The sequence below is a fragment of the Actinoalloteichus hoggarensis genome (assembly GCF_002234535.1).
Taxonomy (GTDB): domain Bacteria; phylum Actinomycetota; class Actinomycetes; order Mycobacteriales; family Pseudonocardiaceae; genus Actinoalloteichus_A; species Actinoalloteichus_A hoggarensis.
In genome coordinates, this window is sequence record NZ_CP022521.1 from 67,228 (window position 1) to 84,067 (window position 16,840).

The 16,840-nt window shown below is 68.5% G+C and carries 12 protein-coding genes; 4 read left to right on the forward strand and 8 right to left on the reverse strand.

Features of this window, described 5'->3' with window-relative positions; all coding sequences use genetic code 11:
* Positions 1–68 precede the first annotated feature (68 nt).
* A complete protein-coding gene (locus AHOG_RS00285) occupies positions 69–1,031 on the reverse strand; it encodes an aldo/keto reductase (protein ID WP_093939578.1) in 963 nt (320 codons plus the stop codon).
* 451 nt (positions 1,032–1,482) lie between these two features.
* On the opposite strand from AHOG_RS00285, the gene AHOG_RS00290 reads away from it, so the two are divergent.
* Both AHOG_RS00290 and AHOG_RS00295 read left to right on the forward strand, forming a co-directional pair.
* Positions 1,483–2,007: a PepSY domain-containing protein gene (locus AHOG_RS00290; RefSeq protein WP_093939579.1), complete on the forward strand. Its 525-nt coding sequence runs from the start codon at positions 1,483–1,485 to the stop codon at positions 2,005–2,007.
* Between the two features lie 226 nt (positions 2,008–2,233).
* Positions 2,234–3,535 carry an alginate O-acetyltransferase AlgX-related protein gene (locus tag AHOG_RS00295; RefSeq protein ID WP_093939580.1) on the forward strand — a complete coding sequence of 434 codons (1,302 nt, stop codon included), beginning with the start codon at positions 2,234–2,236 and terminating at the stop codon, positions 3,533–3,535.
* Here the strand turns inward: AHOG_RS00295 and AHOG_RS00300 are convergent.
* From AHOG_RS00300 to AHOG_RS00315, 5 genes are all read right to left on the reverse strand, one after another.
* Complete coding sequence (locus AHOG_RS00300; protein WP_157736548.1) at positions 3,501–4,988, reverse strand: acyltransferase family protein; 1,488 nt, start codon at positions 4,986–4,988, stop codon at positions 3,501–3,503. The genes AHOG_RS00295 and AHOG_RS00300 overlap by 35 nt on opposite strands.
* 142 nt (positions 4,989–5,130) lie before the next feature.
* On the reverse strand, positions 5,131–6,246 hold the full coding sequence (locus tag AHOG_RS28160; RefSeq protein ID WP_157736549.1) for a hypothetical protein: 1,116 nt from the start codon (positions 6,244–6,246) through the stop codon (positions 5,131–5,133).
* A gap of 4 nt (positions 6,247–6,250) precedes the next feature.
* Entirely contained in the window at positions 6,251–10,009 is a 3,759-nt protein-coding gene (locus AHOG_RS00305; protein WP_093939582.1) for an FkbM family methyltransferase, read from the reverse strand.
* A complete protein-coding gene (locus AHOG_RS00310) occupies positions 10,002–11,231 on the reverse strand; it encodes a hypothetical protein (protein WP_093939583.1) in 1,230 nt (409 codons plus the stop codon). The genes AHOG_RS00305 and AHOG_RS00310 overlap by 8 nt, the downstream gene beginning before the upstream one ends.
* A gap of 281 nt (positions 11,232–11,512) precedes the next feature.
* A complete protein-coding gene (locus AHOG_RS00315) occupies positions 11,513–13,048 on the reverse strand; it encodes a hypothetical protein (protein WP_093939584.1) in 1,536 nt (511 codons plus the stop codon).
* Positions 13,049–13,348: 300 nt separating this feature from the next.
* Here AHOG_RS00315 and msrA point away from each other — a divergent pair, with 300 nt between their 5' ends.
* Positions 13,349–14,014 (forward strand): peptide-methionine (S)-S-oxide reductase MsrA, encoded by a 666-nt coding sequence (gene msrA / locus AHOG_RS00320; RefSeq protein ID WP_093939585.1) that lies wholly within the window; start codon positions 13,349–13,351, stop codon positions 14,012–14,014.
* 232 nt (positions 14,015–14,246) lie between these two features.
* Here the strand turns inward: msrA and AHOG_RS00325 are convergent, their stop codons facing one another.
* Positions 14,247–15,032 (reverse strand): hypothetical protein, encoded by a 786-nt coding sequence (locus tag AHOG_RS00325; protein ID WP_157736550.1) that lies wholly within the window; start codon positions 15,030–15,032, stop codon positions 14,247–14,249.
* A gap of 262 nt (positions 15,033–15,294) precedes the next feature.
* On the opposite strand from AHOG_RS00325, the gene AHOG_RS00330 reads away from it, so the two are divergent.
* A complete protein-coding gene (locus AHOG_RS00330) occupies positions 15,295–15,612 on the forward strand; it encodes a molybdopterin-binding protein (protein WP_157736551.1) in 318 nt (105 codons plus the stop codon).
* A 29-nt stretch (positions 15,613–15,641) separates the two neighbouring features.
* Here the strand turns inward: AHOG_RS00330 and AHOG_RS00335 are convergent, their stop codons facing one another.
* A complete protein-coding gene (locus AHOG_RS00335) occupies positions 15,642–16,760 on the reverse strand; it encodes an acyltransferase family protein (RefSeq protein ID WP_157736552.1) in 1,119 nt (372 codons plus the stop codon).
* Positions 16,761–16,840 lie beyond the last annotated feature (80 nt).

Consider the following 16,840-nt stretch of genomic DNA (forward strand, 5'->3'; position numbering starts at 1 on the left):
TGTCGTCTACCGGGACCAGCCGAGATTCGACGCGAGATCCCCGTGCCGGACGTCAGGCCTTCAGGCGCTCAGCGACGACCGGGTGGACAGATCTGGTCGAGTTCGGCCAAGTCTGCCAGGGTCGGCTGCCAGTCCCCGGCGACGGCGTTCATCTTGATCTGCTCGGGCATGGTGGCGCCCGCGATCACCGAGGCTACTGCGGGCTGTGCGGCCAGCCACCCGATCGCGACGTCGGTCATACTCAGATTGCGTTGGTCGGCGAAGTGCCTGATCGCCTCGATCCGATCCCACGGTGCCTCGGCGAGCAGTCTGCCGCGTCCGGCGAGCCTGGTCCCCGGCATGGTCTCGACGCCCCGGCGATATTTCCCGGTCAGCAGTCCGTTGGCGAGCGGAAAGTAGGGGATCAGCCCGATGCCGAACCGTTCGCAGACCGGCACCACCTCCCGCTCCGCCTCTCGTTCCAACAGCGAATAATGGTTCTGCGCGGCGATGGGGCCGATGAGCTTCTCGGTGTCGGCGATCCAGGCCGTGTCGGCGATCTGCCAGCCGGCGAGGTTGCAGTGTCCGATGTAGCGCACCTTGCCCTCGTGGATCAGATCGTCCAATGCGGACAGCGTCTCCTCCAGAGGAGTCGCCAGATCCGGGCGATGCAGTTGGTAGAGGTCGATCCAGTCGGTGCCCAGCCGCCGGAGTGACGACTCGACGGCGCGTTTGATGTAGCGGCGTGAACCGCGAGAGCCGAAGTCGGGACCGTTGACGCCCTGCATGTCCATGCCGAACTTGGTGGCGATGACCGCCCACTCCCGTCGGCCGGACAGCGCTTGTCCCAGCAGCTCCTCACTGCGGCCGCGAGGGGCGCCGTAGACGTCGGCGACGTCGAAGAACGTGATCCCGACGTCCAACGCCGCATTGACCACCGCACGAGTACCGGACAGCGTCTCCGTACTGGTTCCGGGCCTGCCCAGGTTGTTACAGCCCAGCCCGACGACGCTGACGGTCAGGCCTGAGTCACCCAGTCGTCGTTGCTCCACGGCTCAAGACCATAAGGCGTCACCTCTTGTCATCGCCGCGGTGCCGTCGTTCTCGCGCGTGTATCGGTGCCGACGCGGTCGGTGACCAGTGGTGATCGGAGTCTCGGGCCTCGTGAGTGAGCAGGCGCCCGCCGGGCGGGATGTCGGTCCGCCTCGAATCGGTCACGACATCCCCCGGTATCACGAGCGAACGGCGTGCCTGGCGGAGTTCGGTCGGCGGGCCGCGATGTCGAGTCCACGGCGCTTTCCGGGGTCGCGAGTGCCGGACATGTTCGTCGCGCGGCTGTGGCCTGACGGCGCCTCGCTCACGGACGCGGGTTCGTCGTCGCGCGACCGCCGTCGGGGTGTCGTGAATTCCTTAACCGGTCGTTAGGGATCACGCAGCGTGCCGCTAGGTCGTTCTCGGCCATCGTCGTTCTCGTCAGCGACACACACCACGAGAGGACATCCGATGCGCAACCCGAAGCTCATGGCCGCGGTCATCGGCGCCGCCGGACTACTGGCCGTCGGCGGCACCGCCATCGCGTTGGACGGCCGCGGCGCGAGCGAGGTCACCCCCAGCTCCTTCACCCAGCAGGTCGACGACCGGGATGACCGGCACGACCGCGACGACTGGGACGACCGCGACGACTGGGACGACCGCGACGACTGGGACGACCAGGACGACCGCGGTGGTCTCGGCGGCCCCGATGCCGCAGGCGGCTCCCCGGACTCGCGCACCGAGGCCGCGGTCAGCCGCGACGAGGCGATCCGCATCGCCGAGGAGCAGGCACCCGGCGCCACCGTCGTCGAGGTCGACCTCGACTCCGACGACGGCAGGCTCGAATGGGAGATCGAACTGCGCCAGGACCGGACCGAATGGGAGGTCGAGATCGACGCCCACACCGGCGAGGTTCGCGACGTCGAACAGGACCACGACGACGATGACGACGACCGGGATGACGACGACCGCTACGACGACGACTGGGACGACTGACCGCACCCGGCGCGGCCCGACCACGTCACCGATCCGACCACCGCGCCGGTCGGCCGGAGATCCCCGCGAGCGCCTGAGGCAGGGGATCTCCGGAATGGCGAGAACGCGGAGTGAGGGCTCGGACGAGGACCGAGGCGGTGGCTGAAGCAGAGAGAAGGGCAAGGCGAGGACGAGGGACGCGACGGAACCGCCCGAACCGTCCCCCGTCCACCGTTAGGGTGTTGACATGTCCAGGCAGGGGAGCGATGAGACCGCGCCGATACCTCGCGTGCGGCTCCCCGAGGTTCACGAGGCATGGCTGCCACGAGAGCACGATCTGTACCGACCCCGACACGGCGGACGACAGATCCTGGCGCTGCTGGCCGCACTGCTCTTCTTCGGCGCTCCCGCCTTCAGCTACCTGTTCGGCGCGAGAGCCACCGAGATCGAGAACCGCGCCCTGGTCGACTTCCCGAACATCATGCATGGCTGGGGTTTCTTCACCGAGTTCCCCCAATGGTCGATCGACTACCTGCCGTTCCGCCAGTCGGCCATCACCATCGCGGACGGCGTCAGCCACGTCGTCTTCGGCGAGTCGGTGTCCCTGGACGGCGTCGGCGACGACGCGGCAGGCGGACCCATCACGCCGAGCGGCGGCGGCGACCGCAGGATCGTCTATCCCAAGGCGATCGAGGGCGGCGACGGCTGGATGTACCTGGGTGCCGACGTCGACGGCAAGTGCAACAGCGAGCGCTCCCTCGACGAGGTGATCGACGCGGTGCAGCGGCTTCGAGCCGGTGTCGAGGCCTCGGGCCGCGAGTTCGTCATGGTGATCGCTCCGGACAAGACGACGGCGGTCCCCGAACACCTGCCTGCCGACTACGCGGGCCGGGACTGCTCGAGCGAGGTCGGCGCGGAGTTCTGGAAACGGGTACCCACCGAGACGGGGGCGGTCGACATCCGGACTCCGCTGGCGGAGGCGGGCGAGGCTCTCGGTCGACCGGTGTACTACCCGCTCGACTCACACTGGATGGACGAGGGCGCCATCGCCATGCTGACCAGCGTGGCCGAAGACCTGCGTCCCGGCTCCACGGCCGCCGTCACCACCACCGAGGACGCGCTGTGGCACAGCGATGCCGATCTGCCTGTGCTCGTCGGACGGCACGCGGAACGCACCGGCATGACGTACCGCATCCACCCGGACGGAAGTACGGACAACACCCATGGGTTGAATTACAACCTCGATCAGCCGGAGCACTTCACCGCGGGCCCGCTCGCGGGCATGATCACCGAGCGGACCGCGATCATCGGAGACTCGTTCCTCGCCGCCGCCAGCCGGTACGTCTCCGGATTCTTCAGTGACGTGACTCTGCAGTACTACCAGACGTTGAGCCACGATCCGGACTCGGTGATCCAGATGCTCGTGGAGCAGGACGTGATCGTGGTCGAGGTCGTCGAACGGAACCTGGTCAGTGGTAGCGCGCCGTTCCTGGAGGAAGAGGTGATCGGTCTCATCAGCTCCGAGCTGGCCCGGAACCCGATCTCCTGACCCCCGTGTCCTGTTTCCTGGAGCGTCCGTCGAGCTGGGCGGACCGGCGTCGATCACGATGACGCTCCCAGCGTCGGTGCAGCCGAACCGGTGGCATCTCGACACAGCGGTGCAGCATCTCCGTGGCCGCGGCCACGGCGACCAGCGACACGAGGATCGCGAGACCAGGACCGAACCGCGGCGTCATCAAACCCATGATCGGGTAGATGCAGGCGGTGTGGACCAGGTACACGCTGTACGACCGTCTGGACATCGCCGAGATCACCGGAGCGGTCGCCAGCCTGCCGGTGCTGTTCATCACCAACACGATCAGCAAGACCAGCAGGAGCAGAGTCCGTGTGTGGGCGACCCCGGTGGTGATGTAGTCCCGCAGGAGGTCGGCGCTGAGGAACAGTCCGAAGTGCGCCAGGCCTAGACCGAGCGCGCCGAGCGGCGGAATGCGTCGGGAGTAGGCGAGCGCGATGAGCTGACCGATGAACAGCACGGGCAGATAGCTGGTGAACATCCCGATGCGAAACGCGATGATGCCCTCATGCGCCGCGGCCCAGGACTGGGCGACCGAGACCAGCGCCGCACCCAGCAACGGCGGAAGCCAGGCCCACCGGCGTAACAACGGGATCGTGCAGGCGATGTAGGTGTAGAAGAGCAGCTGCACGACCAGAGTCCAGGTGACTCCGAGCAGGACCACCGAAGGCTGTTGGAAGTAGGTCGTCAGCATCATGTTCGCGAGGAGGTCGGCGGGGCCGCCCGCCGGATCGCCCTCCGGACTGACCAGCTCGGCCTGCACGAGGAAGTACATCGCGATGGTCACCAGCCACATCGCGGGCAGGATGCGCACCAGCCGCCGCGCCAGGAACCGGGTCGGCGACTCACGATCGGCGACCCTCGTGATCACGATGCCGCTGATCAACAGGAACGATCCGACACCGACGAAGGACAGGTTCAGGTTGAGATTGAGCGGGGTGGTGAGTCCGCGGTGCACGATGGTGTGACCCGGCCACAGGATCTCGTTCGAGCCGAGCCAGATCGCGAGATGCGTGTACACCACGGCGACGGCCATGAGCACGCGCAGCAGATCGAGCCCGGCGTGATAGTCCCGTCGCCGTGCCTTCTGGCGCACGGTCTCCGGCGCCGTGCGGTGCGCCGCCGCGCTCACGTCGTCGTCACGGCGCGCTTCCGACGTCCGTTCCGGCCCGGTGAACGCGGGGATCACCTCGGTGATCGCGTCATCGTCGGCGGAGTGGACGCGCGCTCGCACTCCGTCGTCCGCAGCCCTGCCACGTCCCGGCGTGCCGGGTGCCCGCGCCTGCCGCATCCGGGACGTCTGCCGCTTTCCGGGCGCCCGTGCGTCGACGATTCGGGGGATCGACTCCGTGACCGCGTCCTCGAGACGCACTTGACGTGCTCGTGCTCGACCGTCCTCGTCGTGGGCCTGTCCTGGTCGGGCCGTCATGTCGGCGCTTCCTCCGGGGTTGGCGCGCCTCGCCGCAGACGAGACTTCCCACGCCTTGATGCCGGTGCGTGCCGCGGACATCGAGGTGGCGGCGGTCGCGGCGACCGCAGCCGCCCGTCCGCCGCCTGAATGATCCCGCCGATCATGACCCTCCCGGCGACCGGGCTCGATCGAGGAGTCGCCGTAGACCCGTCTCGATGAATCGGTGGTAGGCGTCGGCTGCTGCCAGGTTCGCTCCGATCCCGAGTACCACGACGAGGATGACGGGCAGCGCGGTCGACGCGGTCTGGGTTGCCCAGCCGATGGTCGGGATGAACAGCAGGATCGTGTGACGCCGATCGAAGAACCACTGGAACACCCCATACGCGCCGAACCGAGGAGGATGGTTCAGCGCCAGCAGAAGCAGCAGCACGGCGAAGACCGCGCTGAGCGGGTACCACCAGTGCAGCAGCTCGCGGTACGAGTGCTCGGCCCAGGCCATCACCTGGAAGGTGGTCATGCCCAGCAGCACACCGAGCCACAGCGGAATCGTGGAGTGTCGAACCGACCAGGTGATCTGACCGATGATCACCACCGGTAGCAGGAACGCCAGCAGGCCGAACGACCGCAACGGCCCCTCTGCTCCGACACCGACGAACACCGGCACGGCGCACAGCAGGATCTGAGTGAGAATCGCCCAGGCCGGATGAATCCGGGCGAGTGGCCTGCACAGGATCGCCACGATGAGGAAGACCAGCACCGAGGTCAGCACGATCGCGAACGGAACCGCGTCCACCGAAGCGGTCACCGGCGCGATGAGCAGCGCGGTCGCGACGAGGCTGCCGCCGTCCGGATCGACGTCTGCCGGAGCCGTGTAGAGCTCCCCGCCCGCCAGGAGTATCAGGAAGGCGAGGCCTGCCGTGAAGACGGCCAGCGCATAGAACATGACGAGTATGCGCATGGCGAACCGACCCAGGGGCTCCAGGTCCATCGAACGTGCCCCGAGATAGCCCGCGATCAGCAGCAGCAGGGCGATTCCGACGAAACCGAAGTCGGCACCGATGCCCAGCGGCTCGTTCACCCACCGTCGCAGCACGACGACGAGACCGAACGTCTCGCCCTGCCGATTCGGCCACAAGGCGACGAGGTAGCTGTACAGGACGAGGACGACGGCGACGGTGCCGAGGACGCTCAGCCCCCAGGCGTCCCGGGCCGTCGCCGTCCGGTCCGGCTGATCCGAGACGGGCCCGGTCTTCGGCTGAGTCTCCGCCGCCGTCATCGGATCAGGATGCCGACGGGTCCAGCCACAGCGTCGAGAACCCCGTGGCGCTGCCCCGCGCGTCGTCGATGATCGCCGCGTCGTCGGGCAGGATCTCGCCCGCGACGTCACGAATGCGGTAGCCCAGTTCCCGATACTCGGAGAGGACCGACTTCGGATCGTCCGTCAGCTCCTCGATCTGCTCCGGGCAGAACTCGCAGACGACATGCGGCCGATCACGAATCAGGATGTCCCGCAGCCCCGTCAGCGCTCGATGGTCACGGCCCTGGAGATCAACCTTGATCAACGAGATCGGCGCCTCGATGACCTCGGCCTGAGAGCCCAGCGCCACGGCGGGCACCGTCACCGAATGGTTCTCCGCCCACTCGCTGACCCGGAAGTCACCACTGTTGTCCGCATCGGCGGCCAATAGCGAGAGCTTGGTGGACGTGTCCCAGGCCGCGACCGGGAGGACGACCACACGTTCCGCCGCCGAGGGCGCGAGATTCGCGCTGATGTTGCGGCGCAGGAACTCGGCCGTCTCCGGATTCGCCTCCACGGCGATCACCCGATGCTGTGGGTGCTGCGTGAGCAGGCGCAGCGAGTGGTAACCGACGTGCGCGCCGATGTCGAGGAACGTGCCGTCACCCGCCAGCCGCGCTATCAGCCGGGCCTCCTCCAGCTCCCAGCTCCGGTGGTACCGAATCCATGGCAGGACGACCTCGTCCGACGGCATCAACAATGCGCCCGCATCGCATACCACGACCTCCGACCCCGGCGGGACGGAGCTGTGTCGTGCCGCGATGAGTGCGTGCAGGGCGTCGAGATCGCGCTGAGCCTGTGCCAGCTCGACGTCGAGGTGATCCGCTCTGCGATCACGCTCGGCGAACATCGTGAACGACTGCTCGCCCGCCTCGTCGACCCGCTGGTGCAGCCCGTGCAGTTCGGCGGTGTGCCCGGCCTGGACCGAGCTGAGGGAGAGCTGCTGCTCCTCGGACAGTCGGGCCTGTTCCAGGAGCCTGTTCTCGAGCTTGTGCAGCGCGTCGTCGTGACCGCGCAGCGCGGTGCCCAGCCGGCTCGCGACGGCTCTGACCTCCGACTTCACCTCCTCATCGCCGACCAGCTGCCGCTGCTGGAGGTCGGTGAGCTGAGATGAGAGGCTGTCGATCCGATCGTGGGCCGCCTGGAGGCTGCCCTCCACACCGTCGGTCACGGCACCGAGGACACGACGCTGGTGGACGTCGTAGTGATCGACCGCCCGGAGCACCGCCTTGCGCAACGCGGGTGCCAGCGGATTCCGCGAGGGCATCTCGGTGTCGGCCCGCCAGCGCAGCGCCTCCCGCGCCCGGCGCAGCGGTTCCATCGGGCCCGCCTGCTGCTCGGGAGCGGCCGGTGTCTGCTCGCCGGCGCGGCGTTCCCGCCAGGTGGCGTAGGCCCGCTCGAGCTGGTCGCGCATCCACGTCGCGGTGGTGTCGAGACTTCTGGTGGCCAGCAGATGCGCACGCGCCGCGGCCCCGCGTCTGCGGGCCTCCTCGGGGTCCTCCACGACCTGACGCATCGCCGCCGCGGCGGCGTCCAGATCGGGATCGGCCCAGATCGCCGAGGCGTGATACGGCTCGCAGCGTTCCCCGACGGGGATCGTGGTGAACGGAATCGGCCAGCCGGTCTCGGCGGTCATGAACTCGGTGGTGCTCGAGTAGTCCGTGGAGATCGTCGGAAGCTCCAGCATCATCGCCTCGGCGACGGTCAGCCCGAATCCTTCGCTGCGATGAAGCGAGACATAACAGTCGCTGTCGGCGTAGAGCGCCCGCAACTCCTCGACCGACAGATAGCGCTCCAGCAGGTCGATCCGTGCATCGGCGGCTGCCAGGGAGCGCAGCCGCTCAGCTGCCTCCGGATGCAGCGCCCCGTTGATCGCCTTGATGGTGAGCCGGACGTCCTGCCGGTCGGGGAAGGCGCGTTGGAACGCCGTGACGAGGCCCCACGGGTTCTTCCGTTCTCCGACGCTGTTGAAGTCGAAGGCGAAGAGGAACCGGACGGGCTCGCCCTCCTCGTGGTCCCGACGGATCGGAGCACCGGTGTCCCGGACCGGGACGGGGATCGTGTGCACCGGGACGGGGGAGTGCCTGGCGATGGCATCACGGCAGAAGTCGCTGACGGTCCAGATCTCGTCGACCATGCTGAACGAGCCGTGCAGGGACTCCGGGAAGTCCTCCAGCTCCCACGCCCACAGACCGATGCGATACCGATCGCGGACGGCGTCGGCATGGGTCGCGCTCACCGCCGGAATCTGATCGGCGTTGACACAGATCAGGCTGACCGGGAACCGCGGATCGCCCAGCGTCTCCGGGGCGGCCAGATCGGTACGGTTGGAGACGAGCTCGTCCTCCACCACGGCCGCGATCGGAACGTCGGCGCGCCGGATCGCGTCGTGCACGATCCTGGCCATCTCGCCGAGGCCGAGCTCGGCCGTCAGATAGCCGAGCAGGTTGACGCCGAACCGGTCCAGCGGGGCGCTCGTCCTGGGAGAGACCGTGGGCAGTGCCCACTCGGCGATCTGCTTCTCCTTCGTCCCGGAGTTCAGACACCAGTGTCGGTAGCCCTCGGCGTCGGCGCCCCACGGTTGTGGGAAGGCCACCTGCAGATCGGGGCGAGACTGCCAGACCGCCGTCGTCCACCGGCTGAGCCCCGCCGACGCCTGCTGCGCGTCGTCGGGCGCCGTCAGCCAGTCGCGAAACGCCTTGCCGCCGTCGACGCCGAACGCATGCGGCGGAGCGGGCGGCAACGGCCGTCGGCTGGGCGTGCCGGTGGCGCGTTCGGACTTGATCCAGCCCGCCCGGAACACCCGACGCATGATCGGCGTGATGCGCGTCCCGTCGTCGAGGGTGTTGTAGCGGTAGGGGATCGACTCCACCGAATCTGCATAGCCTGCCGCCAGCAACGCCTGTCCGTACCCGTCGCAGAGCGCCCGCAGCGCCGGGTGATCGGACAGCAGAGTGCGGGGCTTGCGCGCACAGTGGAAGGTCAGCAGCCAGGGCTTCTCCGGCCGGTAACCGCTGAAGTGGAAGAACCGCAGCGGCCTTCCCGCGGCGGTGTACGCCCCGTCGGCCTCCTGCCGGATCGGCCGCTGCCACACGTTCCAGTACGCGACGTTGAGCCCCGGGTCTCGCCAGATGTGATGCGGGAACAGCGCGGGCGCCTGGTCCACCCATCGCTGATCGGTGAACAGCTGCTTCTCGGGAGCCGCGATGGCGTCGTGTCGCAGGCGGGAGGCCCAGAAGTCCAGGAAACCCTCCGAGCCCGCGCCCACGGCGATGAAGCCGAGGTTGTAGATCCCGGTGCCCATGATGACGGCGTCGTCGGGCTCCAGCCCGTCCTGCGGAATCGGCTCCAGGGTGTGCGGCGTCAACACGATGGAGTTCGCCGCGGCGAGCTCGACCACCTCGCCGAACGGACTGAAGACCTGGATGTCCGGATCGAGGTAGACGGCGACGTCGGCCTGCTCACGCAGTGTGCGCAGCAGGTACGGCTTGACCGCCGTCGCCAGCTCCATGACCGTGTACGAGGTGGCCATCCGCAGATAGTCGTCCTCGTCGATGCCGAACCAGTCGGGGCCGACGATGGTCGCGTGCTCGTCCTGCTCCTCACCGGGTTCGCGGTCGATCACCGCGATGACGAAGCCGTGTTCCGGATGATGCTCGCGGAACGACCGGGCGAGCACTCTCGCGGCGGGCAGATAGTTCTTCGCGACGATGGTGCACGCCAGGGCCGTGAACTCACTCATTCGGCACCTGAGACACCATCTGCTGGTTCAAGACCTCCTGGTGCCTGTCGCCGACCGCCTGCTCGCTCGTGCCTCGGACCTGAATGCGGATCAGCAGGTCCTCGCTGACGTAGTGCGCGCGGACCATCGACTCGTCGCCCTCTCCGGCGACCAGCCACGCCTCGTTGACCCCGGGCGGACCGTCGCGGAGCTCGAGGCCGTAGTTCTCCTGCAATGTGGTGAGCTCGTCGCGCGCCGTCGTCGCCGACTCCTCGTCCGCCATCTGCACGACGAAGACCACCACGTGGGTTCCATCGTCGAAGTTCGAGACGAGTGCTCGTGCGTCGGCCGCACCGCCGGTCGTGAACGCCGCGTCCTCGCCCTCGGTGAGGGTTCGGATCTCCTGAATGCCCGGGTAGTCGACGATCTCGGCCTTGTCCAGCTCCTGCGCGCCTCCGATGTCCGCGGGCAACAACGGGTCACGCGGCTCCCGAGCCTCTTCGGACGACGGAGACGAGTCGGAGGGGTCGGCGGCGCCGGTCTGGCTGGTGTCGTCGCTCGCCTCGGTGGACTCGCCCTGACCCCAGAGCATCCAGGCACCGAACGCGATCGCGGCGAGGACGACGACGGCCACGACGACGGCCACGATCTTCGGTCCCTTGCCGCCGCCGTCGCTCTCGAAGGCCTCCGGCCCCTGCCGGATCCAGTTCTCCGAGGAGCCTGCCGCCATCGGCGGAAGATCCGACCCCGCCCACGGCGGCTGACTGTCGCCGCCGGCCCAGGGCGGCTGTGCCATACCCGGCGGCGGCGCGTTGTAGTTGCCTTGCGGGAAGCCGCCGGGCGGCGACTGCGGCGCCTGCGGTGGCGGTCCGGCGGGATAACCCTGCTGCGGATATCCCTGAGGCTGCTGCTGGCCGAGGCCGCGGACGACCTGGGTGCGGTCGGCGTCGCTCTGGCCGCCTGCCTGGCCACCCGGCTGCTGACGCCAGTCCTGCCGGACCACCTGAGTGGCATCGCTCGGAGGGGTGGCGCCGCCCTGCCGTTGATCGTTCTCTGAATTGGGGCCTATCAACTGAGTCGACTCCATCGACGAGGGGGCCTCGTGGCCGGTGCTCTGGGGGGTGCCGGTGGTGCCTTGGCCGCCTGCCTGCAGCTGGTCGCGGCGGGCGCGATATTCCTCGGCGGAGATCCGACCTGTCGCGAGGTCCGCGTCCAGCTTCTGCGCCTCTTCCTGCCAGGTCACCCTGACACCCCCTTTCCTCACGCGTCAAGCATGCCTATTGTCCACACCCCACCAAACCCTCGATGAGGCCGCGATCGGGTGTCACCAATCTGTGATGAGTGCCCGGTTCTAGGTCACCGTCAGTGCTTCGGCGCCGGTGCCGGATCGTTGCCTCGGGTCGATCCGTGGGTTGGTTCGCACCATGTCACGTCCAGGTGCGGACCGACGTCACCGTCGAGGCGTCGAGACGACGCGGGACGCGGGCCGCGGATCGGATGCGATCAGTCCGTGCGGGGCGGCTCTCAATTCTGCTCCAGCGTCCGGAGCGTGTCCTCGGCGAGGGTGCGGAACGCCGCCGCGACCGGCTCGCCCGCGCCGTTCGTCGGTCCCGCCACGCCGATGCGGACCACGTACTCGCCGGAGACATAGACGGCCCGATGAATGCTCTGCTCCTCGCCGACCTGCTCGAAGACGCGTACCTCCGCGGGGACTTCCTCCATCGCGACGGCGGCGAGTCCCAACTCGGTCTGCGAGCGGGCCAACGCCTCAGCGGCCGCCAGTGCCGCGTCAGCGGTCGGGGCGACGCCGACGAGGACGCCGAAGGCGTTGTCACCGTCCACCGAACCCCGGAAGAAGATCTCCGACACGTCATGGTCGGCGAACGTGGCGACCTCGCTCTCGCCGAGGACTCCCGCGTTCACTGCCGCGTCACGGCTCATCGCCTCGGGATGGGGAGCGACGGCGCCGGGCAGCGCGGGGAAGTCCGGCTGTACGGCCTCCTCCGCGGGCGCGGCGCCGTCGCCCTGACCCTGCGCGTGGTCCGGGACGGTCGTGTCCCCGGGCTCCGGGCCGTTCTGGGAGAGAAGCCAGAAGGCACCCGCCGCGATCACCGCGAGTACGACGACGGCGACGGCCACGATCGGCAGGTACTTCCGTCGCGGCCTGGCGTTCTGCGCGCTGAAGACCTCCTCGGCGCGGCCCGCGTAGGGACCCGGCCTGCTCGCCTGGTCGGTCTCCCGCAGTGCCAGCGCGTCCTGGTCGGTCTGGTGGACGTTCGGGTGGTCCTGCATGACCGCGCCGAGCCGGGCGCCGAGCGTCTGGGCCTCCGTCGCGCCGTCGGGCACCGGGACGCCGGGGTTCGGGCCTGCCTGCCGTGCGGTGCTCGGCACCGGAGCTGGTGCGGTCGGCCCGGCGCCGGGCGCTCCCGTCGTCGCGGGGCGTGAGGTCGGATGACTCGGGGCGGGCGCGGCGGCGGCCAGCTGCTCGTCCGCTGCCGGAGTCGTCGCGGCCGGGGCGTCAGGATCGTTCGACACGGCCGCCGCGGTGACGTCGTCCCGGCCGATCACGCCCGGCTGGTCGGTCGGGTGGGCGCCCGGCCGGCCGGGCGCTCCGTCGGTCACCTGGTCGGTCGTCGCTTCGGCGGGCGAGGGCTCAGCCGGGTCCTGCCGCGTCTGCTCGATCCGCGCCTGCTCCGGCTGCGTCCGGGGCGCCACGGCGTGCTCGTGCTCGGCCGCGCTCACGCCGGCTGCGTCGGACGTGCCCGCGCCGGCCGCTCCGGTGCCTCTGCCCGCGAACGCCTGGGAGATGGATGCCGCGCCCGCCTCGGTTCGAGTGGCCGCCTCGCCTGCGGCGGCCTGCTGCGCGTCGGTCTGCGCGGGCGTCGAGAGCGCGGCGATCGGCTGATTGCGCAGTGTGAGCTGAGTGTCGAAGGGCGATCCCGCCCTGCTGCCCGCTGCGATCGACAGGACGGCGTCTCGTTGCTCCTGATGCTCGCTCTGCGAGATGTCGCCTGCAGCGAGAGCGGTATCGAGTCTGCGCAACTCGTCCTGCCAGGTCATGACTGTGCTCCTTCGCTGCTTCCACGAACCTGTCCGCGAAACGGTCCGGGTTGTTCATCGCCTATTCAAACTTCGATATAAGCAGCCGACGCCGTGATGTGATCGAGATCAAAGTGCCGCAGTTTCCGGATCATCTTGTCCATCGGGCAGGCGGTTGTCGAGGACGATGTCGAGTTCTTGCCCTCGCACGGTCCGATTCGACGGCTGCCGCCGGTCGACCAAGAAGATCACAGCAGGTCAGGCTGAAGCGTCTTGCATGAGGGTGCCCATGGCGGCGTGAGAGTTGCGTACAGTGGCGGTATGGCGTTGTTCGGCGGGGCCAGAGGGCGGATCGTGACTTCTGACGAGGCGTTGTCAGGTCGTGACACTCCGTTGATGATCAGTGGGCGACACGCGGTCTTCCCGGATCGTCGGATCGTGCCGCCCTTCCCGGAAGGACTGCGGACAGTCGTGTTCGGGATGGGTTGTTTCTGGGGTGCGGAACGGATCTTCTGGCAGACGAAGGGCGTCTGGTCGACCGCGGTCGGGTACGCGGGCGGCAGCACGCCCAATCCGACCTACGAAGAGGTCTGCAGCGGGCTCACCGGGCACACCGAGGTCGTCCTCGTCGTCTTCGATCCGGCAGTCATCTCGCTGTCCGAGCTGCTCCGAGTGTTCTGGGAGGGCCACGATCCCACCCAGGGCATGCGGCAGGGCAACGACGTCGGCACCCAGTACCGATCGGCGATCTACACCTCCGACGAGTCGCAGCAGGCGGTGGCCGAAGCGAGCCGCGACGAGTATCAGCGGGCACTCGGCTCGGCTGGTCACGGCGCCATCACCACGGAGATCGCGCCGCTCGCCGACTTCTATTACGCGGAGGAGTACCACCAGCAGTACCTGAGCGACGCCAAGAACCCGAACGGCTATTGCGGCATCGGCGGTACGGGTGTCGCCTGCCCGGTGGGGCTCGGCGCGCAGCGCTGAGAGCGGTTGCCGGAACGCTCATCCTGACGCCTTTCACATGGAAGGGTCCTGCGGTGCCCTGACGGCGCACCTGCGGCGGTTCCGACGCGCCTCGCACCGAGAGAATCGCTGTCGGAGTCTGGTGACAGTGGCGGGCCGCGATCTCGCACTTCGCGCGGACGATTCGGTGGACGGGTCGGCGCTCGCCGACGACGAGCGACCGTGGAGGCTCTGCTTCGGAGACTTCTCGACCTCAGGCCCCGCCTTCCAGGACGACGAAGAACTCGCCGATCTCGCTCTCGCAGGATGTCGTCACCCGAGACGGGTGATCGGCAGGGTCCAGTTCGGCGCAGGTCCAGTGCGCAGCCTGTCCGCCGTCGTCGACTCGGGCGATCACCTCGCGAGCAGCGACGCATCCCACCTGGTCGGCGGGCGCCGTGCCGTTGATCTTCGATGGCAGCCCTGCCTTGGTGACGAGCTGCCGCAGTTCGCCGTCGTGCACGGGCAGTCCGCCGCACTGGACGTCGCCGCTCTCCGGCCGGGCATGGTGCAGCAGCCGGGTGGTCACGACGGTCAGGTTCACGTCGTCGTCCCGGCCGCAGAGAACTCCCTGGGTCGCCGCCGCCGTCGAATCGGCCGCGCAGGTCCAGCCGTCGATCCTGGCGCGTTGACCGACGCCGTGGGCCCCGCTTCGGTGGTACTCGCCCGCGATCCGGCGAGCCTCGGCGCAGTCGACGCTACGCCCGTCCTCATCGGCGAGCGCGGTGACGGCGAAGCCGATGTCGTCCGGGGTGCGCACGGCCTCGCAGACCAGGTCCGGGCCGGTGGGGCGGACTTCCACCGCGGGCCGCCGTGTCACCGGTACCTCCGCCGACACGCTGATCGACTCCGTCGCGGAGTCCGGCGTCAGGCTGCTGATCAACTCGGGGGAGGACCGCTGTGCTGAATCCTGCTCGGCTCGGTCGAGCTCGGCGCAGGAGGCCGCGGTCAGACAGCCCACCGCCAGTATCGCGACTCGCCACCCCGCCCGGGTCGACATCGTGTTCTCCTCACTGATCGCTCTCCGATCAGGTTGGAAGATTACCGTCGGTGGTGGGGAGCGTGGGTGTGTCACGGCTCGTCGCATCCGGATGGCTGTCGCCGAACCTGCAACCTCTCCCGCCGATTCCGCGTACTACCGGCAGTCCGCGATCACCGTCGGTGATCGGACGATCTGCTAGGAGCGTGCATGCAGGAAAGACGATCATCATGGAGACCGCCCTCGGCGGTGCTCACGGCGTGCGCCGCGTTCCTCGCTGCCGTTGATCGACCTCCACTACGACATGGCGTCGAGCCTGCCGCACACCGCGCCGGCTGGGGAGGACGTCACCCTCGGCGTCGCGGCCGGTTATCAAGCCGGCCCCACCATCGACGCGGCCGGTGTGGCGGCCCCGCGGGTCGAGTTCGCCACCGATGGTGAGACGTGGCAGGACGCTGTGGTCACCGAGGCGGAGCAGGGCTGGACCGTGAGGGTTCCCGGACAGGAGGCGGGGCCCGTGTCATTGCGGGTGCATGCGGCCGACGAAGCCGCGGGCAACTCCCACACGGAGACATTGATCACGGCCCACGAGGTTCGCTGAGATGAGTCGGACGTCGTCTCGGCGGGGTGTCACGACCCGGCTGGGGCGGCGTCCCTTCGGCGGGCGTGACGATCGCGTTCACGCCGCCGGTACCAGTCGTGGACGGGCAGCTCGACCAGTCGATACAGCAGCTCGGCACAGACGCCGGAGACCAGGATCGCCGCCACGACGGCCATGCCCGCTCCGGCATGCGGGCTGACGAACTCCAGGATCGGGAAGCCGACCGGCATGTGGATGAGGAAGATCGAGTACGTCCGCTTCGCCACCTCGCGGACGGCTCGTGATCGAGCAAGGCCGCCGTTCGCCCCGAGCAACAGCACCGTCAGCAGGGTCATCAACAGCACGGTCCGCTCGACAGGGTCACCGTAAGGGATGGTCTCGTGATTCAGCCCGCCCCAGATGAACAGCAGGTAGTGGCCGGCTCCGACGGCGATGCCCGCGGACGGCCGCAGGCGCCCGGAGCGCACCAGCGAGATGCACTGCCCGATGAACAACACCGGCAGAAAAGTCGCCATGGTGCGGAGATGGTTCAGAGTCGCCGTGGGCGTCTCCATCGTCAACGCGAGCGCGATGCCGATGATCAGTCCTGCGATGAGTGGTCCGAGCCACGGCCTGTCCCGTCCAGGGCGGATCATCGCCGCGGTGAACAGGTAGAAGGCGAACTGCAGCGTCAGAGTCCAGGCCACCGGAAGGACGACGTTCTGCTCGGTCAGGAAGTGATTGGCCAGCGTGAGGCTGCCGATCAGCGCGTTGGCGTCGGCCGTCATGGCGGGATTGCCGCCGGGGAACACCTCGATCAGCACCAGCAGCCAGCTGATCACCACGGCGACCCAGAAGGCGGGCAGCAACCGGAACGCCCGCCGCACCAGGAACTGTCCCGGCGTCTCCTTCTCCGTCACGTAGCTGATGACCAGCCCGCTGATCAAGAACAACGATGACAGACCGACCATGCCGAGGTTCGGCAGCAGTCGCAGCGATGCGACCGTGTCGTTCACCGCGTCACGGAAGTCCAACGCCAGATCTCGAGTCGCAGTCCAGTCCATGAAATGGCGATAGACGATGAACAGGGCGGCGACGGCTCGGAGGACGTCCAATCCGTAGAGGTATTGCCGCTTCGGCGCCGGTGACGGGGGTGGTGGAGTGCTCACCTGTAGATCCCTCCGGCCCGGCCCTTCGTCGGTGCCTGCTGACGCGAAAGAGGCTCGATCGAAATCGATCGAGCCTCTTG